The sequence below is a fragment of the Amycolatopsis sp. GA6-003 genome (assembly GCF_046267895.1).
Lineage (GTDB): Bacteria > Actinomycetota > Actinomycetes > Mycobacteriales > Pseudonocardiaceae > Amycolatopsis.
The window spans coordinates 3,615,923-3,638,133 of the sequence record NZ_CP176499.1 but is presented as its reverse complement, the minus strand read 5'-3'; the positions used below and the strand labels follow the sequence as shown (position 1 = coordinate 3,638,133).

General features: G+C 69.9%; 19 protein-coding genes. 13 read left to right on the top strand and 6 right to left on the bottom strand.

The window, feature by feature from the left end; genetic code table 11:
* The first annotated feature begins 38 nt into the window (after positions 1 to 38).
* The 6 genes from F9C12_RS16020 to F9C12_RS15995 all read left to right on the top strand — a co-directional run bounded on the left by F9C12_RS16020 (position 39) and on the right by F9C12_RS15995 (position 5,618).
* Positions 39 to 713: an SDR family NAD(P)-dependent oxidoreductase gene (locus F9C12_RS16020; RefSeq protein ID WP_409466402.1), complete on the top strand. Its 675-nt coding sequence runs from the start codon at positions 39 to 41 to the stop codon at positions 711 to 713.
* On the top strand, positions 710 to 1,735 hold the full coding sequence (locus F9C12_RS16015; protein WP_409466401.1) for an S-adenosylmethionine:tRNA ribosyltransferase-isomerase: 1,026 nt from the start codon (positions 710 to 712) through the stop codon (positions 1,733 to 1,735). Before F9C12_RS16020 ends, F9C12_RS16015 begins: the two co-directional genes overlap by 4 nt.
* 114 nt (positions 1,736 to 1,849) lie before the next feature.
* Positions 1,850 to 2,905, top strand: a complete 1,056-nt coding sequence (locus F9C12_RS16010; RefSeq protein WP_409466400.1) for an ABC transporter substrate-binding protein — start codon at positions 1,850 to 1,852, stop codon at positions 2,903 to 2,905.
* 25 nt (positions 2,906 to 2,930) lie between these two features.
* On the top strand, positions 2,931 to 3,707 hold the full coding sequence (locus F9C12_RS16005; RefSeq protein ID WP_409182759.1) for an ABC transporter ATP-binding protein: 777 nt from the start codon (positions 2,931 to 2,933) through the stop codon (positions 3,705 to 3,707).
* Entirely contained in the window at positions 3,694 to 4,578 is an 885-nt protein-coding gene (locus F9C12_RS16000) for an ABC transporter permease (RefSeq protein ID WP_409466399.1), read from the top strand. The genes F9C12_RS16005 and F9C12_RS16000 overlap by 14 nt, the downstream gene beginning before the upstream one ends.
* Positions 4,579 to 4,625: 47 nt before the next feature.
* Positions 4,626 to 5,618, top strand: coding sequence for a YdcF family protein (locus tag F9C12_RS15995; RefSeq protein ID WP_409182757.1), 993 nt, complete (start codon positions 4,626 to 4,628; stop codon positions 5,616 to 5,618).
* A gap of 40 nt (positions 5,619 to 5,658) precedes the next feature.
* On the opposite strand, the gene F9C12_RS15990 is transcribed toward F9C12_RS15995, so the two are convergent.
* Positions 5,659 to 7,185: a DEAD/DEAH box helicase gene (locus F9C12_RS15990; RefSeq protein ID WP_409466398.1), complete on the bottom strand. Its 1,527-nt coding sequence runs from the start codon at positions 7,183 to 7,185 to the stop codon at positions 5,659 to 5,661.
* 277 nt (positions 7,186 to 7,462) lie between these two features.
* On the opposite strand from F9C12_RS15990, the gene F9C12_RS15985 reads away from it, so the two are divergent.
* Entirely contained in the window at positions 7,463 to 8,791 is a 1,329-nt protein-coding gene (locus F9C12_RS15985; RefSeq protein WP_409466397.1) for a serine hydrolase domain-containing protein, read from the top strand.
* A 12-nt stretch (positions 8,792 to 8,803) separates the two neighbouring features.
* On the top strand, positions 8,804 to 10,531 hold the full coding sequence (locus F9C12_RS15980; protein ID WP_409466396.1) for an acyl-CoA dehydrogenase: 1,728 nt from the start codon (positions 8,804 to 8,806) through the stop codon (positions 10,529 to 10,531).
* Between the two features lie 59 nt (positions 10,532 to 10,590).
* On the opposite strand, the gene F9C12_RS15975 is transcribed toward F9C12_RS15980, so the two are convergent.
* A complete protein-coding gene (locus F9C12_RS15975) occupies positions 10,591 to 12,990 on the bottom strand; it encodes a Tex family protein (RefSeq protein WP_409466395.1) in 2,400 nt (799 codons plus the stop codon).
* Positions 12,991 to 13,115: 125 nt separating this feature from the next.
* Here F9C12_RS15975 and F9C12_RS15970 point away from each other — a divergent pair, with 125 nt between their 5' ends.
* Positions 13,116 to 14,615 (top strand): chitinase, encoded by a 1,500-nt coding sequence (locus F9C12_RS15970; protein WP_409466394.1) that lies wholly within the window; start codon positions 13,116 to 13,118, stop codon positions 14,613 to 14,615.
* Positions 14,616 to 14,661: 46 nt separating this feature from the next.
* Here the strand turns inward: F9C12_RS15970 and F9C12_RS15965 are convergent, their stop codons facing one another.
* Positions 14,662 to 16,110, bottom strand: a complete 1,449-nt coding sequence (locus F9C12_RS15965) for a flavin-containing monooxygenase (protein ID WP_409466393.1) — start codon at positions 16,108 to 16,110, stop codon at positions 14,662 to 14,664.
* Positions 16,111 to 16,191: 81 nt separating this feature from the next.
* Positions 16,192 to 17,283, bottom strand: a complete 1,092-nt coding sequence (locus F9C12_RS15960; protein WP_409466392.1) for a winged helix DNA-binding domain-containing protein — start codon at positions 17,281 to 17,283, stop codon at positions 16,192 to 16,194.
* Between the two features lie 80 nt (positions 17,284 to 17,363).
* Between F9C12_RS15960 and F9C12_RS15955 the strand changes: the two genes are divergently transcribed.
* The 3 genes from F9C12_RS15955 to F9C12_RS15945 all read left to right on the top strand — a co-directional run bounded on the left by F9C12_RS15955 (position 17,364) and on the right by F9C12_RS15945 (position 20,276).
* Positions 17,364 to 18,380 carry an AraC family transcriptional regulator ligand-binding domain-containing protein gene (locus F9C12_RS15955; protein WP_409466391.1) on the top strand — a complete coding sequence of 339 codons (1,017 nt, stop codon included), beginning with the start codon at positions 17,364 to 17,366 and terminating at the stop codon, positions 18,378 to 18,380.
* A 47-nt stretch (positions 18,381 to 18,427) separates the two neighbouring features.
* Positions 18,428 to 19,027, top strand: a complete 600-nt coding sequence (locus F9C12_RS15950) for a TetR/AcrR family transcriptional regulator (protein WP_409466390.1) — start codon at positions 18,428 to 18,430, stop codon at positions 19,025 to 19,027.
* Positions 19,028 to 19,091: 64 nt separating this feature from the next.
* Entirely contained in the window at positions 19,092 to 20,276 is a 1,185-nt protein-coding gene (locus F9C12_RS15945) for an MFS transporter (RefSeq protein WP_409466389.1), read from the top strand.
* Here F9C12_RS15945 and F9C12_RS15940 read toward each other — a convergent pair.
* Positions 20,225 to 20,848 (bottom strand): TetR/AcrR family transcriptional regulator, encoded by a 624-nt coding sequence (locus tag F9C12_RS15940; RefSeq protein WP_409466388.1) that lies wholly within the window; start codon positions 20,846 to 20,848, stop codon positions 20,225 to 20,227. The two genes, F9C12_RS15945 and F9C12_RS15940, sit on opposite strands and share 52 nt — an antisense overlap.
* 155 nt (positions 20,849 to 21,003) lie before the next feature.
* Between F9C12_RS15940 and F9C12_RS15935 the strand changes: the two genes are divergently transcribed.
* Positions 21,004 to 21,288, top strand: coding sequence for a hypothetical protein (locus F9C12_RS15935; RefSeq protein WP_409182745.1), 285 nt, complete (start codon positions 21,004 to 21,006; stop codon positions 21,286 to 21,288).
* A 6-nt stretch (positions 21,289 to 21,294) separates the two neighbouring features.
* Here the strand turns inward: F9C12_RS15935 and F9C12_RS15930 are convergent, their stop codons facing one another.
* Positions 21,295 to 22,176 (bottom strand): TetR/AcrR family transcriptional regulator C-terminal domain-containing protein, encoded by an 882-nt coding sequence (locus F9C12_RS15930; RefSeq protein WP_409466387.1) that lies wholly within the window; start codon positions 22,174 to 22,176, stop codon positions 21,295 to 21,297.
* Between the last annotated feature and the right edge of the window lie 35 nt (positions 22,177 to 22,211).

The following is a 22,211-nucleotide window of genomic DNA, read 5'->3' as shown; positions in this document are numbered from 1 at the left end:
GTCGCACGCTGGCAGGTGCCTACTTTCTGGAGGGACCCATGCCAGTAGCTGTTGTCACCGGCGCTTCCGCCGGTCTGGGCCGGGCGCTCGCCTCGGCCCTCGTCCGTCGCGAATGGACAGTGCTGGGCACCGGACGCGACCCGGAAACGCTGCGCGCCGCCGCGGCGGACGCCGGGTTCACCCCGGTTCCCGGCGACGTCACCGATCCCGCGCATCGCGCCCAGCTCGCCGAAACCGCCGGACCCCGGCTCGACCTGCTCGTCAACAACGCCAGCACGCTCGGCGTCAGCCCGCTGCCGCCGCTGGCCGAGTATCCGCCGGACGAGCTGGAAACTGTCTTCCGCACCAACGTTTTCGCGCCGCTCGCGCTCTCCCGGCTGCTATTGCCCGCGCTCGCCGCGGCAACGGGAGTGCTGATCAACATCAGCTCCGACGCCGCGGTGGAGGCGTATGAGGGCTGGGGCGGTTACGGTTCGGCGAAAGCCGCGCTGGACCACGTGAGCGCGGTGCTCGGCGTGGAAAACCCGGACCTCGCGGTGTACGCCGTCGATCCCGGCGATCTGCGCACGGCCATGCACCAAGCGGCTTTCCCGGGCGAGGACATTTCGGACCGGCCGCTGCCGGAGACCGCGGTACCGGCTTTCCTTCGGCTGCTGGAGGAACGCCCGCCGAGCGGCCGGTTCAAGGCAACCGATCTGCTGGTGCGGTCATGACCGCTCCGCGTACCCGGTTCGACCTGGCCGAAGGCCGGAGTGCGTCCGTGCCGCCCGAAGCGCGCGGGCTCGCCCGGGATGAAGTACGGCTGCTCGCGGCCGGTCCGGCAGGCGTGCAGCACGCCACTTTCCGGGACTTGGCTGAGTTCTTGCAGCCCGGAGATTTGCTGGTAATCAACACTTCCGGCACGCTGCCCGCCGCCGTCGACGCGGTCCGGGGCGACCACGTCATCACCCTCCACTTCTCCACCGAACTCGACGACGGCACCTGGGTCGTCGAACTCCGCGCGCCCGGCGGGCCTCTCCTCGACGGCCACGCGGGGGAGCGGCTCAACCTGCCCGCCGGTGCCGTCGTCACCCTCAGCGAGCCGCACGTCGCCGGTGCGCAACGGTTGTGGCGCGCGAAGATCGAAGTGGAAGGCGAGGTGCCCCGGTATCTCGCGAAGGTCGGTCGGCCGATCCGCTACGGCTATGTCCCGCGCGCGTGGCCGTTGCCGAATTACCAGACGGTGTTCGCGCTCGACCCGGGTTCGGCGGAAATGCCGAGCGCGGCCCGGCCGTTCACCGCGGAGCTGGTCACCCGACTCGTCTCTCGGGGGGTGTTGTTCGCGCCGATCTTGTTGCACACCGGCGTCTCCTCGCCGGAAGCCGGAGAACCGCCGTACGGCGAACGATTTCGCGTTCCGGCGACGACGGCCGCGTTGGTCAATTGGGTACGGGACCAGGGTGGACGCGTTATCGCAGTAGGGACAACGGCGGTGCGCGCGATCGAATCGGCGGCGAATCCAGGCGGACTCGTCACCGCGGCGGCGGGATGGACGGAACTGGTGCTCGGTCCGGACCGGCCCGCCCGCGCGGTCGACGGGTTGCTCACCGGACTGCACCCTCCCGAGGCTTCTCATTTGCTGCTTCTCGAAGCCGTCGTGGGGCCGGAGCTGGTGCAGCGGGCTTACGACGCGGCAGTGCGAAGGGAGTATCTGTGGCACGAGTTCGGCGACGTCTCGCTCCTGACAAGCAGGTGAGGCCCGGGCCTGTCAAGTAATCCCACACAATTTCCCGGGATGCGGATGCCTATGCAGTCTCGCGGGTGAACGTGTCATTCTCCCCGCGTTCCGTTGACCGCGAAAGGGCCATTTGTGCGTACATTTCCGCGAACCCGATTGCTCGCTTCCGCACTCGCCGCGCTGACGGCGCTCGGGGCGCTCGCCGGGTGTTCCCGCGCGGACCGCACCGAGGCCGCCGCCAACCAGGGCGCCGCCGGGGAGGTGCGCGTCGGCTTCTTCCCGAACGTGACGCACACGCCCGCGCTGATCGGGGTCAAGAAGAACTTCTTCGCGCAGAACCTCGGCGGCACGAAACTCACGACACAGACGTTCAACGCCGGTCCGTCCGAAGTGAACGCGCTGCTCGGCGGTTCGCTCGACGTCGCGTTCATCGGCTCCGGGCCGGCGATCAACGCCTTCACCAAGTCCAAGGGCGCGATCCAGCTCGTGGCCGGCGCGGTCACCGGCGGCGCCCAGCTGGTGGTCAAGCCGGGCATCGACTCGGTCGATCAGCTCAAGGGCAAGACGATCGCGACGCCGCAGCTGGCCAACACCCAGGACGTCGCGCTCAAGAAGTTCCTCGCCGAGAAGCACCTCACCGGCCAGGTCAACGTGACCAACCTGGACAACCCGAAGACGCTCGACGCGTTCCGCAAGGGCGAGGTCGACGGCGGCTGGCTGCCCGAGCCGTGGTCGTCGCGGCTGGTCACCGACGCGGGCGCGAAGGTGCTGGTGGACGAGAAGTCGCTGTGGCCCAACGGCCGGTTCCCGACCACCGTCGCGATCGTGCGCAGCGAATTCCTCAAGCAGCACCCGGACACCGTGCGCGCGCTGCTGAAGGGCGAGCTGCAGGCGATCGACTGGGCGAAGAAGAACCCGGCCGAGGCGAAGACCGTCGTCAACGGCGCGCTCAAGGAGCTGTCCGGCAGCTCGCTCAGCCCGGCCGTGCTCGACCGCGCCTTCGCGAACATCGAACTGACCACCGACCCGGTGCCCGCGCAGTTCCCGCAGCTGGCCAAGGACTCGGTGACCGCGGGCGTGGTCGACAAGGTGGTGGACCTGAAGGGGTTCGCCGACTTCGGCCCGCTCAACGAGGTCCTCAAGGCACAGCAGCTGCCCGCCGTCAACGCGCCCGAACTGGCGAAGTGACGTCCCGACCGGAAGGCGATCCGCGATGACCACCACCTTGGCGCGACCAGTGACCGCCGCCGTGCACCTCGACCGCGTCGGCAAGGTGTTCGGCACCGCGGGCAGCGCGGTGACCGCGCTCGACGGGGTCGACCTCACCGTCGAACCGGGCGAGTTCGTCTGCCTGCTCGGCGCGTCCGGCTGCGGCAAGAGCACGCTGCTGAACCTCGTCGCCGGTCTCGACCAGCCGTCCGCCGGTGAGATCACTCTCACCACTTCGCGGCCCGCGGTGATGTTCCAGGAGGCCGCGCTGATGCCGTGGCTGACCGCGTCCCGGAACGTGGAACTGCCGCTGCGGCTCGCCGGCTTCGGCCGCTCCGAGCGCCGCGAGAAGGCCGCTGAGCTGCTGGACCTGGTGCGGCTGAGCGACGCCGCGCGCAAGCGTCCGCACGAGCTGTCCGGCGGGATGCGGCAGCGGGTCGCGCTGGCCCGCGCGCTCGCCGCGACCCACCGCGTCGGCGGCGACGACGGCAACGCGTTGCTGCTCATGGACGAACCGTTCGCCGCGCTCGACGCGATCACCCGCGACGTGCTGCAGGGCGAGCTGCTGCGGGTGTGGCGCAGCACCGGTACGTCGGTGCTGTTCGTGACGCACGATGTGCGCGAGGCAGTCCGGCTTGGCCAGCGAGTGGTGCTGCTGTCGTCGCGTCCGGGTCGCGTCGTGCGCGAATGGCACGACGTGCCGTCCGCCGACGCCGAACTGCTGGCCGAGGAGATCACAGCCGATCTGCGAAAGGTGATCAGCACCCATGCCGCAGCCTGACCAGGCGGCCCCCGACCTCGACGAAGCCGTCGGTGCCGGCCTGGACCGGCTCGACACCCCCGCCGGCGCGCGGCCGACGTCGCTGCGCCGCCGGTTCGTGCGCGGATTCCTGCCGCCGGTCGGCGCGCTCGTGCTGCTGATCGCCCTCTGGCAGATCCTGTGGGCCGCCGCGTTCTGGCCGGAAACGACGCTGCCCGCGCCGCTGGACGTCTGGGCCGAGTTCTGGAGGACGGTCACCGACGGTTCGGTGTTCGGCTTCGTCTGGACCTCCGTGCACCGCGCCGCGCTCGGCTTCGCCGCCGGGGTGCTCATCGGCACGCCGCTGGGCATCCTGGTGGCGAAGGTCCGCGTGGTGCGCGCCGCGATCGGCCCGCTGCTGAGCGGATTGCAGAGCCTGCCGTCGGTGGCCTGGGTGCCCGCCGCGGTGATCTGGTTCGGCATCAACGACGCGGCGATCTACTTCGTGGTGCTGCTCGGCTCGGTCCCGTCGATCGCGAACGGCCTCGTGGCGGGCATCGACCAGATCCCGCCGATCCTGCCGCGCGTCGGCAAGGTGATGGGAGCCGGCCGGTTCGCCGCGGCCCGGCACATCCTGCTGCCCGCCGCGCTGCCCGGGTTCCTGGCCGGGCTCAAACAGGGCTGGGCGTTCTCGTGGCGTTCGCTGATGGCCGCGGAACTGATCGCCCGGTCGCCGAGCCTCGGCGTCGGGCTGGGCACGTATTTGAACGACGGTTCGTCGTACAACTCGATGCCCATGGTGATCGCGGCGATCTTCCTGATCCTGTTCGTCGGGGTGGCGATCGAACTGGCCGTGTTCCGCCCGCTGGAGCGGTCGGTGCTGCGCGCGCGGGGCCTGACGACGTCACTCTGAGTACCTGCCCGCACGACGCACGGGCACGCCAGACAGAATGCTGGACCATGACCTCCGGGCTGTTCGCGCTGGCTTCCGTGCTCGTGTTCGCCGTACGGTTCGCGCGCGAGCCCCGACGGGTCGGCAACGCGGTGTGGTTCCTGGTCGCGCTCTTCTTCACCGGGCTGTGGCTGCTGTCGTTGTTCAACCACGTCGAATGGGCCCAGATCGCGGTCATCGCGCTGGTGGCGCTCGTCGGCGGGCTCGGCGCGCTGGCCCTGCCGTGGGCGTTGATCGCGAACGGCGTCGTGATGCTGCGGCGGGAAGGGCGGCGGCTGGCGAACCTGCTGTCGCTGCTGGCCGGGCTGGGCCTGCTCGCGGTGTTCGCGCTCGCGGTGAGTTCGCTCGTTTTCGACGATCAGCCGCTGCTGCGGGTGGCCGCGATGGCGGTGCTCTTCGTGACGGGCTATCTCGCGTTTTTGTTCACCGCGTTGCTGCTGTACTCGATTCTCTACAGCCGGGTCACCCGCCGCGCCCGCGCCGGCGCGGTGGTCGTTCTCGGCTCCGGACTGCGAGGCGACCGGGTGCCGCCGCTGCTGGCCAGCCGGCTCGACCGCGCGGTGCAGGTGCAGCAGCGGTCGCCGGGTGCGTTGCTCGTGGTGTCCGGCGGCCAGGGCGCGGACGAACTGACCTCGGAAGCCGATGCGATGGCGCGGTATCTCGTCGCGGCCGGGGTGCCCGCGGACCAGATCGTGCTGGAGGACCGCGCGACGACCACCGGCGAGAACCTGCGGTTCAGCGTCGCTTTGCTGGAGCAGCGCGGGTTTTCCGGCCCGATCCTGGCGGTGACGAACAACTACCACGTCTTCCGCACGGCGGTGCTGGCACGGCAGCTGGGGTTGCGGCTCAACGTGATCGGGGCGAGGACGGCGTCGTACTTCGTGCCCAGCGCGTTCTTGCGGGAGTTCGTGGCGTTGCTGGTGGAGTACCGGAAGACGAACGCCGCGGCCTTGTTGTTGCTGGGGGCGGGACCCTTCGTGCTCTACCTGCTCAGCCACTGAGCAAACGGTGCGCACCCCGGGTCCCGCTCCTGGACGCTCCTTAAGAGTTCGGCTGCCGCCGCCCGCCGGAACCGTTGCGCCGGTTGCGCGAGGGCTGACCCGATCCGCGCCGGTCGGCGCCAGCGGTACGGCCGGTGCCGGAACCGCGGCGCTGGTCCTCGCGGCGAGCCTGCCCCGGCTGCCGCTCCGAACCCGAAGCAGCTCGAGCAGCGCGCGGCTCCGTCCCCTGCCGAGGTCCGCCGCGGCCGCCGCCGGAACGCCGGGACTGCGAACCGGTCCGGGCGCCGAGCCCGCCTCGGTTTTCCGAAGGCGCGCCGCGGCGTCGGCCGGCGCCCGGCGCGGCACCGGAAGCGGTCACCGTCTTCGGGCGGTTGTCCACCACCGGACGGCGCGGCGAAGCGGTGAACGAGCGGTCCCCAGGGGCCAGCTCGGCCAGCAGCGGGTGCGACGGCGAGATCCGCGTGGTGGTCGGCGAGATCCCGGCCTTGCGGGTCAGCGCGCGGACATCCGCGACCTGCTCGTCGGTCATCAGCGTCACCACGGTGCCCGACGCGCCCGCCCGCGCGGTGCGGCCGGAGCGGTGCAGGTACGCCTTGTGCTCGACCGGCGGGTCGGCGTGGATCACCAGCGTGACGTCGTCCACGTGGATGCCCCGGGCCGCGATGTCCGTGGCCACCAGGGTTTTCGCGGTGCCCGACGAGAACGCTTCCAGGTTGCGCGTGCGCGCGTTCTGGCCGAGGTTGCCGTGCAGTTCGACCGCGGGGACGCCGCTCGCGACGAGTTTGCGCGTGAGCGCCTTCGCGCGGTGCTTCGTGCGGGTGAAGACCAGGGTGCGGCCCGGCGCCGCGGTCAGGTCGACCAGGACCGGCAGGCGGTGCGTTTCCTCGAGGTGCAGCACGTGGTGCGTCATCGTGGAGACGGGCGACTGCGCCGAATCGACGCTGTGCAGCATCGGGTCGTTCATGAAGCGCTTCGCCAGCACGTCGATGCCGTTGTCGAGCGTCGCGGAGAACAGCATGCGCTGGCCGCGCTCGGGAGTGGCCGCCATGATGCGGCGGACCTCGGGCAGGAAGCCCAGGTCGGCCATGTGGTCGGCCTCGTCGAGGACGGTGATCTCGATCTTGTCCAGCTTCGCCTCGCCGGAGCGCATGTGGTCGGCGAGCCGTCCGGGGCAGGCGACGACGATGTCGACGCCGTCGCGCAGGCGGGTGATCTGCGGGTTCGCGCTCACGCCGCCGAAAATCGTGGTGGCCTTGAGGCCGAGCGGACGCGCCAGCGGCACGATCGCGGCCTCGATCTGGGTGGCCAGCTCGCGCGTCGGGGCGAGGATCAGCGCCCGCGGCCGGCCGGGGCGGCGCCGGGTGGGGCCGGCGGCGAGGCGGGCCAGCACGGGCAGCACGAAGCCGTAGGTCTTGCCGGAGCCGGTGCGGCCGCGGCCGAGCACGTCGCGGCCCGCCAGCGTGTGCGGGAGCGTGGCGGCCTGGATCGGGAACGGCTCGGTGACGCCCTGCGCGGCGAGTGCGTCGACCAGGGGCTTGGGCAGGCCGAGTTCAGTGAAAGTCGTCATGGTTGGTGCGGACGCGAAAGCGTCCCGTATCTCCGTACGTAGCGCGGTTGTCCTGCCCGGCGCGGCCTCGGGTGGCTGCGGCGCGTGGTCGTCGACAACATCGAAACGCGGTCCGAGGCAGAACTGAGCGGACCGCACGCTCCACTATACCGTCCCAAGATCCGGCGGGCTACGTGATATCGCCCGCAGGCCGCCACGCGCGAACCGACGAAGCGGACGCGCGATGTTCGTCCGTTTCCACCATCGCCGCCGCGCCGGCGGGTGCGAGGCTGGCCGCATGAGCGCAGACGAACTCCGGGGACTGCTGGGCGAATGGGCGCGGGAAGCGAACGTGCCCGGCGTCTCGGTGGGGATTTTCCACGAGGGCAACGAAACCCTGCTGACCGCCGGAGTGTCCAGTGTGGACACCGGAACGCCGGTGGACGACGACACGCTGTTCATGATCGGCTCCACCAGCAAGACGTTCGCCGCCGCCGCGGTGCTCGTGCTGGTCGAGGACGGCGTGCTCGAACTGGACCAGCCGGTGATCGAGTACCTCCCGGATCTGCGGCTGTCCGATCCGCTCGCGGCCAAGACGGTGACGCTGCGCCACCTCCTCACGCATTCCTCCGGCTTCCTCGGCGACATCGAGGTCGACACCGGCTGGGGCGACGACGCGCTCGCTCGCGCGGTGCAGGGGTTCGACGAGCTGCCGCAGGTGTTCCCGGTCGGCGAGGCGTTCTCCTACTGCAACGCCGGATTCCTGCTGGCCGGCCGCGTCGCCGAGGCGGTCTCCGGCGGCACCTACGAGGACCTGGTCCGCACCCGGCTGCTCGAACCGCTCGGCATGACCGATTCGTTCTTCCAGCCCTGGGAGGTGCTGACCCGGCGGCACGCGGTCGGGCACGCGCTGCGCGAGGACGGCCCGGCGGTCGCGCACACCGTCGGGCTCGCCCGGGCGGACGCGCCGGCCGGCGGTCTCTGGTCGACCGCCCGTGACCAGCTGAAATGGGCTCGATTCCAGCTGACCGGCGGGGAAGTGCTGAGTGCCGAGGCCCGTCGGCTGATGCACGCCGCGCAGCGCAAGGGCGCGTTGCCGTTCGAGGAGGTCGGGCTGTCCTGGCTGCGGCTGAGCCACGGCGACGCGCAGCTGGTGCGGCACGGCGGGAACATCAGCAATCTGCAGCTGTCGGAGTTCGTCATGGTGCCGAGCGAGAACTTCGCGGTCAACGTGCTCACCAACAGCGCGGGCGGCGGGGCGCTCGGCCCGCGGGTCGTCGACTGGTGCCTGGAGAACCTGGCTCACCTGCCGAAACCGGGCAGTCGTCCGCCCCGGGCGATCGACCCGGGCGACTGCCCTGGACGGTATCGGACCGGCTCGCTCGTCTTCGAGGTCACCGAGCGCGACGGCTCGCTCTGGGCGCAGATGATCCTCGACACCGACGATCCGGACATCCTCTCCGCGCCGCCGTTCGAGGTCGTCTTCGTCGCCGAGGACGTGCTCGCCCGCGCCTCGGACACCCGCAGGCCCAGCGCGCGTTTCCGCCGCGATGGCCGCGGCCGGGTGGACGCGGTGGAGTTCGGCGGTCGCACCGCGCTAAAGTTACCGGGCAGTAATATCAGCTGACCTGGAGATGCGATGAGCGAAACGGCGACGGCGCTGCTGAACCCGCGGGACTACGACGCCCGGAAGTTCGACCCGGAGACCCAGCGCTTGCTGCGGGCGACGATCGACTGGTTCGAAGCGCGCGGCAAACGCCGTCTCGCGCAGGCGTATCACGACCGCGAGTTCTACGCCGATTTCCTGGAGTTCGCGGGCAAGGAAGGACTGTTCGCCACCTTCCTGACCCCGGCCGCGGATTCCGCCGGAAATCCGGACAAACGCTGGGACACCAGCCGGATCGCCGCGCTGGCGGAAATTCTCGGCTTCTATGGACTCAATTATTGGTACCCCTTTCAAGTTACCGTTCTCGGCCTCGGACCGGTATGGCAGAGCGGAAACGCGGCCGCCCGCAAGCGTGCCGCGGAAGCATTGGCCGAGGGTGGCGTCGGCGCGTTCGGACTGTCCGAAAAAGAACACGGCGCGGACATTTACTCCACCGACCTCGTGCTCACCCCGGACGGCGAGGGCGGCTACCGTGCGAACGGGTCGAAGTACTACATCGGCAATGGAAACTGCGCGCGCACGGTGTCGGTGTTCGGCCGGATCGACGGCGTCGAAGGACCTGAGCAGTACGTGTTCTTCTACGCCGATTCCGAGCACCCGAATTACCACGTCGTGAAGAACATCGTGCCGTCGCAGATGTACGTCGCGGAATTCCGCCTCGAGGATTACCCGGTGCGCGCCGAGGACATTCTCCACACTGGGGCTGAAGCCTTCAGTGCCGCGCTGAACACGGTCAACATCGGCAAGTTCAACCTGTGCTTCGGCGGCATCGGAATGGCGACGCATTCGCTGTACGAGGCGATCACGCACGCGCAGAACCGGATCCTGTACGGCAACCCGGTCACCGATTTCCCGCACGTGCGCCGCGAATTCGTCGAGGCCTACGCGCGGTTGACCGGGATGAAGCTGTTCTCCGACCGCGCGATCGACTACTTCCGCTCGGCGAACCAGCAGGACCGCCGCTACCTGCTGTACAACCCGATCACCAAGATGAAGGTGACCACCGAGGCGCAGAAGGTGATCGGGCTGGTCGCGGACGTCGTGGCGGCCAAGGGGTTCGAGGCCGACACCTATCTCGCGATGGCCAAGAACGACATCGACGGCCTGCCCAAACTTGAGGGCACGGTCGCGGTGAACCTCGCGCTGATCGCGAAGTTCATGCCCGCGTACCTGTTCGCCCCGCAGGAATACCCGGCGGTGCCGACCCGCGACGACGCCTCCGACGACGATTTCCTGTTCCGCCAGGGCCCGGCGCGCGGGTTGTCGAAGATCCGGTTCCACGACTGGAAACCGGCGTACGAGAACGCGAAGCACCTGCCGAACGTCGCCCGGTTCACCGAACAGGCCGACGTGCTGGTGCGCCTGCTTTCCGAGGCGACGCCGGACGAGGCGCAGCAGAAGGACCTGGACTTCGGGCTCGCGCTGACCGAGCTGTTCACCCTCGTCGTGTACGGGCAGCTGATCCTGGAGCAGGCCGAGCTGACCGGCGTGTCCGACGATGTGCTGGACCAGCTGTTCGCCGTGCTGGTGCAGGACTTCAGCGTCGCGGCGGTCGAGCTGCACGGGAAGCCGAGTTCCACGGAGAAGCAGCAGGAGCTGGCACTGGCCGCGCTGCGGAAGCCGGTGGTGGACCACGAACGGTTCGGCCGCGTGTGGGAGAAGGTGCGCGAGCTTTCCGGCGCGTACGAGATGAATCCGTAAGCCACCCCACGGAAACGGCCTCCGCGCTCGAAAGCGTGGAGGCCGTTTCCGTCTCTGCGTTACTTGCCGAATCCGGCGCGCCGCAGCGCTTCCGCCATCGCGCCGCCGCCTCCGGAGTCACGACGGTCCCGGCCGCCGCGCTGCTGCGGCTGGTTCCGGCGCTGACCGCCGCCGCTCTGGCCGCGGTCCCGGCCGCCGCCACCGCCGCGGTTGTTGCCCGCGCCGGGCTCGTCGTCCAAGCGCAGCGTCAGCGAGATCCGCTTGCGCGGCACGTCGACGTCCAGCACCTTCACCTTGACGATGTCGCCCGGCTTCACGACGTCGCGCGGGTCCTTCACGAAGTTCTTCGACAGCGCCGAAACGTGCGCGAGGCCGTCCTGGTGCACGCCGACGTCGATGAACGCGCCGAACGCGGCCACGTTCGTCACCACGCCCTCCAGGCGCATGCCCGGCTTGAGGTCGGCGATCTTCTCGACGCCCTCGGCGAAGGTCGCGGTCTTGAACGCCGGACGCGGGTCGCGGCCCGGTTTCTCCAGCTCGGCCAGGATGTCGGTGACCGTCGGGAGCCCGAAGGTGTCGTCGACGAACTCGGCGGGCTTCAGCGACTGCAGGGTCCGCGCGTTGCCGATCAGCTCGCGGATGCCGGTGCCGGTGCGGTCGAGGATCCGCCGCACGACCGGGTAGGCCTCCGGGTGCACCGAGGACGCGTCGAGCGGGTCGTCGCCGTCCGGGATGCGGAGGAAGCCCGCGCACTGCTCGAACGCCTTCGGGCCGAGCCGCGGGACCTCCTTGAGCGCGGTGCGGGTGCGGAACGGGCCGTTGCTGTCCCGGTGCGCCACGATGTTCTCCGCGAGCGACGTCGTGATGCCCGAAACCCGCGTCAGCAGCGGCGCGGACGCGGTGTTCACGTCCACGCCGACCGCGTTCACGCAGTCCTCGACCACCGCGTCCAGCGACCGCGACAGCGACACCTCGGACAGGTCGTGCTGGTACTGGCCGACGCCGATCGACTTCGGGTCGATCTTCACCAGTTCGGCCAGCGGGTCCTGCAGCCGCCGCGCGATCGAGACCGCGCCGCGCAGCGAGACGTCCATGCCCGGCAGTTCCTGCGAAGCGAACGCCGAAGCCGAGTACACCGACGCGCCCGCCTCGGACACGACCGCCTTGGTGAGCTTCAGCTCCGGGTGCTTCTTGATCAGCTCGATCGCCAGCTTGTCGGTTTCGCGCGAGGCGGTGCCGTTGCCGATCGAGATCAGGTCGACGTTGTGCTTCTTGGCCAGCGCCGCCAGCTCGGCGATCGACTGGTCCCATTTGTTCGCCGGCTGGTGCGGGTAGATCACGTGGGTGTCGACGACCTTGCCGGTCGGGTCGACCACGGCCACCTTCACGCCGGTGCGGAAGCCCGGGTCGAGGCCCATCGTCGCGCGGGTGCCCGCCGGGGCGGCCAGCAGCAGGTCGCGCAGGTTCGCCGCGAACACGCGCACGGCGTCGTCCTCGGCCGACTGGCGCAGCCGCATCCGCAGGTCGATGCCCAGGTGCAGGAGGATCTTGGTGCGCCAGGCCCAGCGCACGGTGTCGCCGAGCCACTTGTCCGCCGGGCGGTCCTGCTGGCTGATCCCGAACCGGGCGGCGATGCGCTGCTCGTACTCGGTCGGGCCGACGCGGACCGGAGCGTCCTCGGCCACCGGCTCGGACGGCTCCATCGTGAGATCGAGGATCTCCTCCTTCTCGCCGCGCAGCATCGCGAGGATCCGGTGCGAGGGGAGCTTGGTGTAGGGCTCGGAGAAGTCGAAGTAGTCGGAGAACTTGGCCCCGTCGGTCTCCTTGCCCGGGCGGACCTTCGACGACAGGTGGCCCTCGGCCCACATCTTCTCGCGCAGCTCGCCGATCAGGTCGGCGTCCTCGGCGAAGCGCTCGACCAGGATGGCGCGCGCGCCGTCGAGGGCGGCCTGCGCGTCCGCGACGCCCTTGTCCGCGTCGACGAACACCGCGGCGGCCGCCTGTGGGTCCTTCGTCGGGTCGTTCAGCAGGCCGTCGGCCAGCGGCTCCAGGCCGGCCTCGCGGGCGATCTGCGCCTTGGTCCGCCGCTTCGGCTTGTACGGGAGGTAGATGTCCTCCAGCCGCGACTTGGTGTCCGCGGCGAGGATCTGCGCCTCGAGGGCCTCGTCCAGCTTGCCCTGGCTCCGGATGGACTCCAGGACCGCGGCGCGGCGCTCGTCCAGCTCGCGCAGGTAGCGCAGCCGCTCCTCGAGCGTGCGCAGCTGCGCGTCGTCCAGCTCTCCGGTGACTTCCTTGCGGTACCGGGCGATGAACGGCACCGTGGACCCCTCGTCGAGGAGGGTCACGGCGGCCTTGACCTGCCCTTCGCGCACCCCCAGCTCTTCGGCGATCCGCTGCTCGACCGACTGCACGCTCAAAACCAGGCTCCTGCTTCGTCTCGGGTTGCTCCGAGCCTGCATTGTGCCGCTGCCCGCCCGGCCCGCCGCGCATGGCCCGCCGAAGCACCTCCGGAAGTTCCTTGACATCCGTATTGGTCTAGTCCATTTTGAGGTGACCTGGCTCACTGTCGTGCGGAGGTCTGCCCGTGTCCCCACACCCGTCCCCCCGGCGGCTGCCTGCCCTGGTGTCCCTGCTGGCCTCGGTCGCGCTCGCGCTCGGTGTCACGCTGGCCCTCGGCACCGGCAGCGCTTCGGCCGCGAACATCCTCGCCAATCCCGGCTTCGAGAGCGGCTCGCTCTCCGGCTGGACCTGCACCGGCACCGCCTCGGTCGTGTCGGCCCAGGCGCACGACGGCAGCCACTCGCTGAGCGCGGCGCCCTCGGGCTCCGACACCGGGCAGTGCTCCCAGCAGGTCACCGTGGCGCCTAACACCGCGTACAAGCTGTCCGCGTGGGTCCAGGGCAGCTACGTCTACCTCGGCGTCTCCGGCTCCGCGGTGCAGAACACCTGGACGCCCGGCGCGACCGGCTGGCAGCAGCTCAGCCTGAGCTTCACCACCGGCTCCTCCACGAGCCTCACGGTGTACCTGCACGGCTGGTACGGCCAGCCCGCCTACCTCGCCGACGACGTCAACCTCGACGGCCCCGGCACCCCGCCCACGACGTCCACCACACCGACTTCGCCGACGAAGTCCACCACTCCCACGACGCCGACCACCCCGACTACGACCACCAGCACGCCGCCGCACAACGGCGACCTGCCGAAGCACATCCTCACCGGCTACTGGCAGAACTTCGACAACGGCGCGAAGACGCTGAAGCTCGCGGACGTGCCCACGACGTACAACGTCATCGCGATCGCTTTCGCCGACGCCACCACGACGCCCGGCGCGGTGAGCTTCACTCTCGACCCGGCGTTGTCGGCGAAACTCGGCGGCTACACCGACGCGCAGTTCCGCGCGGACATCAAGACCGTGCAGGCGCGCGGCCAGAAGGTGATCATCTCGGTCGGCGGCGAGAAGGGCACGATCAGCGTCGGCGACAGCCAGTCGGCGAGCAACTTCGCCAGCTCGGTGAAGCAGCTGATCTCCACTTACGGCTTCGACGGCGTCGACATCGACCTGGAGAACGGCATCAACGCCACCTACATGGGACAGGCGCTGCGCAGCATCCACGACGGCGGCGGCTCGGTGATCACCATGGCGCCGCAGACGATCGACATGCAGTCCACCCAGGGCGGCTACTTCCAGCTGGCGCTGAACGTCAAGGACATCCTCACCGTCGTCAACATGCAGTACTACAACTCGGGCGCGATGAACGGCTGCAACGGGAACGTCTACTCCCAGGGCACCGTCGACTTCCTCACCGCGCTCTCGTGCATCCAGCTGCAGGGCGGCCTGCGGGCCGACCAGGTCGCGTTCGGGCTGCCGGCCTCGGGCTCGGCGGCGGGCGGCGGGTACCAGTCGCCGTCGAACGTCGTGTCGGCGATGAACTGCATGGCCAAGGGCACCGGCTGCGCGTCGTTCAAGCCGTCGACCACGTATCCGGAGTTCCGCGGCGCGATGACCTGGTCCATCAACTGGGACGCGTCGAACGGCTACTCCTTCGCCAACACGGTCAGCGCGGGCCTGAAGAACCTGCCCTGAGGAAAAGCTCGTGAGTGGCGATCACGGTTCTCACCGTGATCGCCACTCACGAGCGCACCAGGTAGTCGGCCGGGTCGAGGACCCTGGTCCGGCGGTCGTATTCGGTGACCAGTCCGGGCCAGTTGGTGCTCACCCGGCCGTTTTCCTGGCGGTACCAGCTCGTGCAGCCGCTCCAGACGCTGTGCGAAAGCCGCGCTTGCACTTCGCGGTCGTAACGCTGTTCGACCTCGGCCCGCACCTCCAGCGCCGCGACGCCCGGCCGGGCGAGGTGCTCGACAGCCTGGCGGAGATAGCGGGCTTGCCGCTCGATCATGTAGATGATCGAACCGGCGCCGAGGTTGGTGTTGGGGCCGTAGACGCAGAACATGTTCGGAAATCCCGGCACGGTCAAGCCGAGGTACGCCCGCGCGCCGCCGCTCCACGCCTCGGCCAGCGACCGGCCGTCGCGGCCGAACACCTTCATCGGGCCGAGGAATTCCGTCGCCTTGAATCCGGTGCCGTAGATCAGCACGTCCGCCTCGTGCTCCACGCCGTCCGCGGTGCGCACGCCGCGCGGGGTGATCTCCGTGATCGAGGACGTTTCGACGGAGACGTTCGGCTGGGCGAGCGCGGGCAGGTAGTCGTTGGTGAACAGGATCCGCTTGCAGCCCAACGGATAGTTCGGCGTGACTTTGCGGCGCAGCGTGCGGTCCTTGAGATGACGCCGGCGCAGCTGAGCGGTGCGCAGCTCGAAGATCTTGGTCAGCACCGGGTGTTTCGTCATGCCGTAGGTGGCGTACTCGGCGAGCAGGAAGATCCGCGCGCGGCCGAGCAGCTGTGTCTTCGGCAGGCGACGGAAAAGCCGCTGCTGCCAGGCTTTGTAGCGGCCGTCGTTCTTGGCCATGGTGTACGGCGGCGTGCGCTGGAAAATGGTGACGTGCGCGGCTTCCTTGCGGATCTCCGGCACGAACTGGATCGCGCTCGCGCCGGTGCCGATCACCGCGATCCGCTTGCCCGCCAACGAGATTTCGTGGTTCCACTCCGCGGAATGGAATGCTTCGCCGGAGAAGGTCTCGCGGCCGGGGATCGAGGGGAACGCGGGCCGCGACAACTGGCCGACGGCGGGCACGAAGACGTCCGCCTCGAACGTTTCGCCCTGCGCGGTTTCGACCCGCCAGCGGCCGTTGTCGTAGGTCGCGGACGTGACTTCGCGGCCGTAGCGGATGTGCGGTTCGATGCCGTACTTCGCGATGACGCGCTTGAGGTAGGCGTGGATGTCCGGCTGCATCGCGTACCGCTTCGGCCAGTCCGGGTTGGGCTCGTAGGAGAACGAGTACAGCGGCGACGGGATGTCGCAGGCCGCGCCGGGATAGGTGTTCTCGCGCCACACGCCGCCCGGTTCGGTCGCCCGCTCCAGGATCGTGACGTTCGGGAAACCGGCGCGCTTCAGCTCGATCGCGGCGCCGATTCCGCCGAATCCGGTGCCCACTATCAGCACCGACGGGGTGTCGTCCATAGGCCGAAGCTACGCAGGCGGCCGCCGGTGCGGAAGGGCACGAACGGCCACTCGATCGAGAATTCCGGCCAGTGGACGCGGTTATCCGGGCACGACCTGGACCTCGTGCGTCTTGCCGGGTTCGGTCCAGGCGAGCAGCTTCCGCGCGTTGCTCTCCAGCGCGGCGGTGTCGCGTTTCGAGAGCCGTTCGAACGGCGTGAGGACCAGCGTCGCCGACCCGCGGGTGGTCGTGGTTTCCCAACCGCCGCGGACCTGGCCGTCGACCAGGAGGGTGCCTTTGACCAGGCCGTTGACGGTGATCACGCGCTTGCGGTGCTCGTCGCTGATCATCCGCGTGCGGTCGGCGTAGGACAGCAGCGTCTGGTCGAACGGACCGAGCAGCCGCGGCGGGACGGGCGTGTCCTCGTCGGGCAGCGTGGCGTCCGGCAGGTCGTAGAGCGTGCGGCCTTCGGGAGCGCGGTAGGTGCGCAGATCCATCCCCTCGACCACCTCGCCGAGCTTCGTGACGCCCGCCCAGGCCTGCATGTCCGCCACCGTCGCCGGGCCGAACGCGGCGAGGTAGCGGCGGATCAGTTCGGCGGCGGACGGTTCCGGCGCGGCGACGCCGTCGAGCCAATGGTCCGCGACCTGGTAGGTCGGCTGCCCGGCCTTGCCCCACACGCCGCGCGGCGGGATCTGCACGAGCGGCAGGATGGCCCGGACGAGGAACATCAGCGACGCGGCCGGTGTCTCCGGATAGTGCTCGACCAGCGCCTTGCCGAGCTGATCGCTCGAATACGGCCGTTCGCGCAGCAGTTCGGCGGTCGTCTTCGCCACCGCGTCGTGGTCGAGTTTCGCCAGCGGTTCCCGGTGCTGGTTGGCCGCGGTCAGGGCGCGGTCCATGACGACCTGCACGAGCGGACGCCACGCCAGCGCGTCGGCGGCCGGGACGAGGTGCACGGTGCCGCGCATCAGCACCATCCGCACCACGCTGCGGTCGAGCAGCAGGCTCGCCAGTTGGTCCGGCTGAAACCCTTGCACCCGGCACCACAACGCGTAATACGGCGGGGACGGAGCCTGCGCTTGCAGGCCGGCGAGGTGTGCGACGGCGTCGAGAACCGGCATCTTGGCGGGCTTGAGGAGCAGTTGCCGGTGGAGGGTCGCGCGGTTGAGGACGCGGCGGGAAAGGTGCACGGCGGGAGCTTAACGAGCGGCCCCGACAGTTTTGGCCCTCGAACGGCACGCGGGCGGCCGGTTCATCCATAATTCCGGCCATGGCCGAGCTAGCCGCACCCGCCATCCGCGACTGGGACTTCCCGCGCGGCACGGCGAGCGTCCTGCTCATGCACCGGTTCGCCGAGGACCGCGGCGTCTCGCTGCCCGGCCTCCAGGTCGAGGAACTGCGCGCGCCGGATCGGCAGCTCGACGCGCGGCAGGAGCTGGCGGTGGTGCGCGCCTTGCTGGCGACGGTCGGCTCGGGCGACGACGTCGCGCTCAGCCTCGGCTGCCGGTACCGCGTGACGACGTTCGGCATTTTCGGCTTCGCCTGCATCAGCAGCCCGACGATGCGCGACGCGATGGTCTTCGCGTTGCGGTATCTGGATTTGTCCTTCACCTTCTGTATTCCGCACGTCGAGCTGGACGCTGCCGGACTCCGCCTGGTGCTGGACGATTCGCGGGTGCCAGACGACGTCGCCCGGTTCCTCGCGCTGCGCGACCTGTCCGCGATCTGCACCGTCATGCGGGACCTGCTGCCGGAGATTTCCCTGGCGGGACTGGAGTTCCGTTTTCCGTCTTCGTCCTTTGTGGACTCGTACCGGACGGCTTTCGGGATCGACCCGATTTTCGGTGCGGCCGAGCATCAGGCGATCTTCGACCCCGATCTGCTGAACCGCCCGTTGCCGCAGGCCAACGAACAAACCGTCGCACTGTGCGCCGCGCAATGCGACGCCCTGGTCGCCCGCCGCCGCGCACGCTCGGGAGTCCCGCAGCTGGTGCGCGAACGACTGGTGCGGCTGGGCGGCGCGGACGCCGGGATGGACGAGATCGCCCGCCAGCTCACCCTCAGCACGCGAACCCTGCGCCGGCGGCTGACCGAAGCGGGTACCGGCTACCGCCAGCTGCTCGACGAAGTCCGCCAGACGCTCGCGGAGGAGATGCTCGACACCGGCGCATTGTCCGTTGACGACGTCGCCTTGCGTCTTGGCTATGCCGAAGCGTCGAGCTTCATCTACGCCTTCAAACGCTGGACCGGCACGACGCCCGCCGCGTACGCCCGTCGCAACCGCTGAGCCCCCCGTTATGGACACTGCGTTACACAATGCCGTAGGCTGCCCGCATGGCCCGACCGCGTACCTTCGATCGCGAGCAAGTGCTCACCGCCGCCACTGAGCTGTTCTGGCGGCGCGGCTTTCACGCGACCAGCGCCGAAGAACTGTGTCAGGCAACCGGTCTCGGCCGCAGCAGCCTGTACAACACGTTCGGCAGCAAAGGCGCGCTGTTCGCGGAATGCCTTGCCCGCTATCTCGATGCCACCGCGCAAGCCACGGCCGAGGTCATCGCGAAGAAGGGCGACGCGGTGTCGCGGATCGAGGCTTACCTGACGAAGGTGGTCCTCGAGGAAGCCGAGCGGTCGAGCACCGGTGCGCCGAGCGGATGTCTCGCGGTCAACTCCGTCGCGGAACTGGCCGGCGACACCGAGAACGCGGAGTTCCTGGAGCAGGTGGCCCGGGACACCGATGCCCGGCTGCGCTTGCTGACCGACCTCTTGCGGGCAGGTCAAGCGGCGGGTGAAGTCACCGCTGAGGTTCCGGCGGAGGGGCTGGCCGCGTATGTGAACGCCAGCGTCGCGGGGCTGCGGATCTCCGCGCAAGGCGGTGCGCCGCTGGCCCGGCTTGCCGACATCGTCCAGGCGGCCGCCCGGGCGCTTCGTCCGTAATCCCGTCCCTTCCGGCTTCCCGCTGGCCAAGTTTTGAACCGATCGTTACAGGAAAGGGTTTCCCATGTCCCGTGTGCCGTCCGCGGTCTATGTACTGGCCGCTGGCATCTTCGCCATGGTCACCAGCGAATTCGCGGTAGCCGGGCTGATGCCGCAGCTAGCCGCCGGACTCGGCGTCGAGGTCGCGCAGATCGGCTATCTCATCACCGTGTTCGCCGTCGCGATGGCGGTCGGCGGCCCGGTGCTGACGGTGGCTTTGCTGCGCGTCCGGCCGAAAGCCGCGCTGATGGTCGTCTTCGCGGTGTTCTTGGCCGGCAACGTGCTGGCCGCGCTCGCGACGACGTATTCGGCGATGGTGGTCGCCCGCGTGGTCAGCGGCGTCGCGTCCCAAGCGTTCTTCGGCATCGCGATCTCCCTGTGCGGGCAGCTGGCCGGCGAACGGATGCGCGGCCGGGCGATCGGCGTCGCGATGAACGGGCTCATGCTCGGCACCCTGCTCGGGCTGCCGCTGGCGACCTTCGCGGGCGGCCATTTCGGCTGGCGGGCGGCGTTCTGGACGATCACCGTGCTGACCGTCCTCGCCGCGCTGCTGACTCAGTTCCAGGTGCGCGATCCGGGGCGGGCCGAACGCCGGGAAGCCGCGGACTTCCGCGTTTTCCGTCGTCCGCGGCTGCTTCTCGCGCTCGTCTCCAGCACGCTGATCATCGGCGCGACGTTTTCCGCGTTCAGCTTCTTCACTCCGATCCTGACCCAGGTGAGCGGGTTCTCCGCGGACACGGTCCCGGTGCTGCTGCTCGGCTACGGCGCGGCCACGGTCGTCGGCAACAGCGTCGTCGGCAGGCTCGCCGACCGGCACCCCGTCTCGACGCTCGCCGCCGGCACGCTCCTGAACGCGCTCTTCCTCACCGGCTTCGCGCTGTTCACCGACGTGCCCGCGGCGGCGGTGGGGTTCCTGCTCGCGATCGGACTGGCCGGGGTGACGATGAACCCGGCGATGGCGGTGCGGGTGCAGCGGGCCGGGAACCCGAGCCCGCTGGTCAACACGGTGCACTCGTCGTTCATCACGCTCGGGGTGATGCTCGGCTCGTCGGTCGGGGCCAGCCTGATCGAACCGTACGGCCTGCGCGCGCCGATCGTCCTCGGCGCCGCGATGGCGGTGGCCGCTGTCCTGACGATCCTGCCCGCGTTCCGGGCGGTTCAGCCGCCGCTGCCCGCTCCGGAGGTGTGCTGCGCCAGCACGGCCGGGTAGGTGGTTTCCAGCAGTTGCACCAGCGTTTCGACCAGGAACGTGCGCAGTTCGGCTCGTTCCAGTGTGCCGCGGACCAGCCATTCCCGGGACGCGGCGCGCAGCATGCCGCCGTATGCGCGGATCATCGCCCGCAGCTGCGGATGCCCGTTCGCGGGCAGCAGGGCGGCGGCGAGCACGCGGTCGGCGGCGATCTCGTCCGCCTCCCGCATGATCCGCTCGACCTCCGGGTCGTGCGCCGCGTCGATCACCGTGAGCCAGGCGTCGCGGTTGCGTTCCACGACGTCGATCCACCGGTCGATGCCGACCTCGAGACGCAGCCGCGGCGGGCCGTCCGGCAGCGCGTCGACGACCGGGGCCGGCACGATCGTCATCTGCCGCACCACTTCGAGATACAGCTCGCGTTTGCCGCCGAAATAGTGGTTGATCAGCGGCCGGGCCACTCCCGCCGCCGCCGCGATGTCCGAAGTGGACACCGAGGAGTAGCTGCCCGCGCCGAAGCACCGCCGGGCCGCGGCGAGGATCTCCGCGCGGCGCTCGGCGGGGTCCAGCCGCCGCCGGGTTCCGCTGCTCACCGGGCCAGCCTCGCCGCCGGGCGACGTCGTTGTCAACACGGCGCGGAGCCGCCGGCGCCGGATGCCGTTACCCAACCGGAACAACCGGCCGGTAACTCCGGCGCCCCCGGCCGCGACCTTCAGCCGGGGGACCTGGGGCGGAGCGGGAGCGGGTGATGGAGGGCACGGACCAGCGGCCTCGGCCGCCCGGCCGGTGGGTCGGGGTGCGGCTGCACTGCCGGCACGTCCGGATGGACGACCGGCCGTGCGCGACCGGCTGCCCGGAGGACGAGCTGACGGTGTCGTATCCGGGAATACTGATCAGCAGCTACGACGACGGCGAACTGGTGGAGGAGCGCTGGGTCCCGCTGGGGGCCGAGCCGACCGAGGAGGACGACGAGACGCTGATCGAACACCTGAGGGCGGCGCTGTGGTGGCAGCTCGGGGAGAATCAGCCCTGAGCCGGCTCAAGGACGGTTCAGCCGCCGTTCGACGCCGTCGAGGAGCAGACGCAGGCCGTACTCGAAGGTCTGGTCGAGGGTGAGCCGGGTCTGGATGCTCGTCAGGCGGTCGAGGGCGGGGTAGCGGCCGGTCTCGACGATCCGGCGGAACTCGGCCTCGTGGCCGTCGAGCCACGCGTCGTTGGCGAGGCCGGTGTCCTGGCGCGCCCACGCCTCCGACTGCCAGGTGAGCGCCAGGCCCCGGACGTGGCCGAACAGATTCAGGTGCACGAGAAGCAGTTCCCCCTCGGGCAGCCCGGCCCGGTGCAGTGCGGCCAGCGCCCACTCGGAGTAGCGCATCAGATTCGGCGCGGGCCGCGGCCGCGTCATGGACAGCGCCTCGGCGACCCACGGATGACGCCGGCACACCGTCCACAAGAGACGGACGGTGTGTTCCAGGCACGCACGCCACGGAACCGGCGGTTCGCGGCGGATCTCTTCGCCCGCGACGACGTCGGCCATCAGGTGGACCAGTTCGTCCTTGTCGCCGACGTGCCGGTACAGCGACATCGTCGCCGCGCCGAGTTCGGTGGCGATCCGCCGCATCGACACCGCGGGCAACCCGTCCGCGTCGGCGATTTCGACGGCGACGCGCACGATCCGGTCCCGGCTCAGCTCCGGTTCCCGTTCCCGCCGCACCGAACGCACGACGGTGCCCGCGCCCGGTTTGGGGTCGACCAGCCCTTGGTCGCGCAGTTCGGCGATGACCTTCGTCGCGGTCGCCATCGCGACGCCCCATTCCCGGGTGATCTGCCGGGTCGACGGCGCGCGGTCACCCGGCCGGAGCCGCCCGCTCGTGATGCGCTCGCGGATCTCGGCCACGATCCGCTGGTAGGGCGCGGGGTCCATCGCCGCCTCCAGTGCACTAGTGCGCTCCGCCGCTC

Excerpts from the sequence above, each read along its gene's own strand:
- F9C12_RS16020 (WP_409466402.1), top strand. The coding sequence starts at position 39 with ATGCCAGTAGCTGTTGTCACCGGCGCTTCCGCCGGTCTGGGCCGGGCG.
- F9C12_RS16015 (WP_409466401.1), top strand. The coding sequence starts at position 710 with ATGACCGCTCCGCGTACCCGGTTCGACCTGGCCGAAGGCCGGAGTGCG.
- F9C12_RS16005 (WP_409182759.1), top strand. The coding sequence starts at position 2,931 with ATGACCACCACCTTGGCGCGACCAGTGACCGCCGCCGTGCACCTCGAC.
- F9C12_RS16000 (WP_409466399.1), top strand. The coding sequence starts at position 3,694 with ATGCCGCAGCCTGACCAGGCGGCCCCCGACCTCGACGAAGCCGTCGGT.
- F9C12_RS15995 (WP_409182757.1), top strand. The coding sequence starts at position 4,626 with ATGACCTCCGGGCTGTTCGCGCTGGCTTCCGTGCTCGTGTTCGCCGTA.
- F9C12_RS15990 (WP_409466398.1), bottom strand. The coding sequence starts at position 7,185 with ATGACGACTTTCACTGAACTCGGCCTGCCCAAGCCCCTGGTCGACGCA.
- F9C12_RS15985 (WP_409466397.1), top strand. The coding sequence starts at position 7,463 with ATGAGCGCAGACGAACTCCGGGGACTGCTGGGCGAATGGGCGCGGGAA.
- F9C12_RS15980 (WP_409466396.1), top strand. The coding sequence starts at position 8,804 with ATGAGCGAAACGGCGACGGCGCTGCTGAACCCGCGGGACTACGACGCC.
- F9C12_RS15975 (WP_409466395.1), bottom strand. The coding sequence starts at position 12,990 with ATGCAGGCTCGGAGCAACCCGAGACGAAGCAGGAGCCTGGTTTTGAGC.
- F9C12_RS15965 (WP_409466393.1), bottom strand. The coding sequence starts at position 16,110 with ATGGACGACACCCCGTCGGTGCTGATAGTGGGCACCGGATTCGGCGGA.
- F9C12_RS15955 (WP_409466391.1), top strand. The coding sequence starts at position 17,364 with ATGGCCGAGCTAGCCGCACCCGCCATCCGCGACTGGGACTTCCCGCGC.
- F9C12_RS15950 (WP_409466390.1), top strand. The coding sequence starts at position 18,428 with ATGGCCCGACCGCGTACCTTCGATCGCGAGCAAGTGCTCACCGCCGCC.
- F9C12_RS15945 (WP_409466389.1), top strand. The coding sequence starts at position 19,092 with ATGTCCCGTGTGCCGTCCGCGGTCTATGTACTGGCCGCTGGCATCTTC.
- F9C12_RS15935 (WP_409182745.1), top strand. The coding sequence starts at position 21,004 with ATGGAGGGCACGGACCAGCGGCCTCGGCCGCCCGGCCGGTGGGTCGGG.
- F9C12_RS15930 (WP_409466387.1), bottom strand. The coding sequence starts at position 22,176 with ATGGACCCCGCGCCCTACCAGCGGATCGTGGCCGAGATCCGCGAGCGC.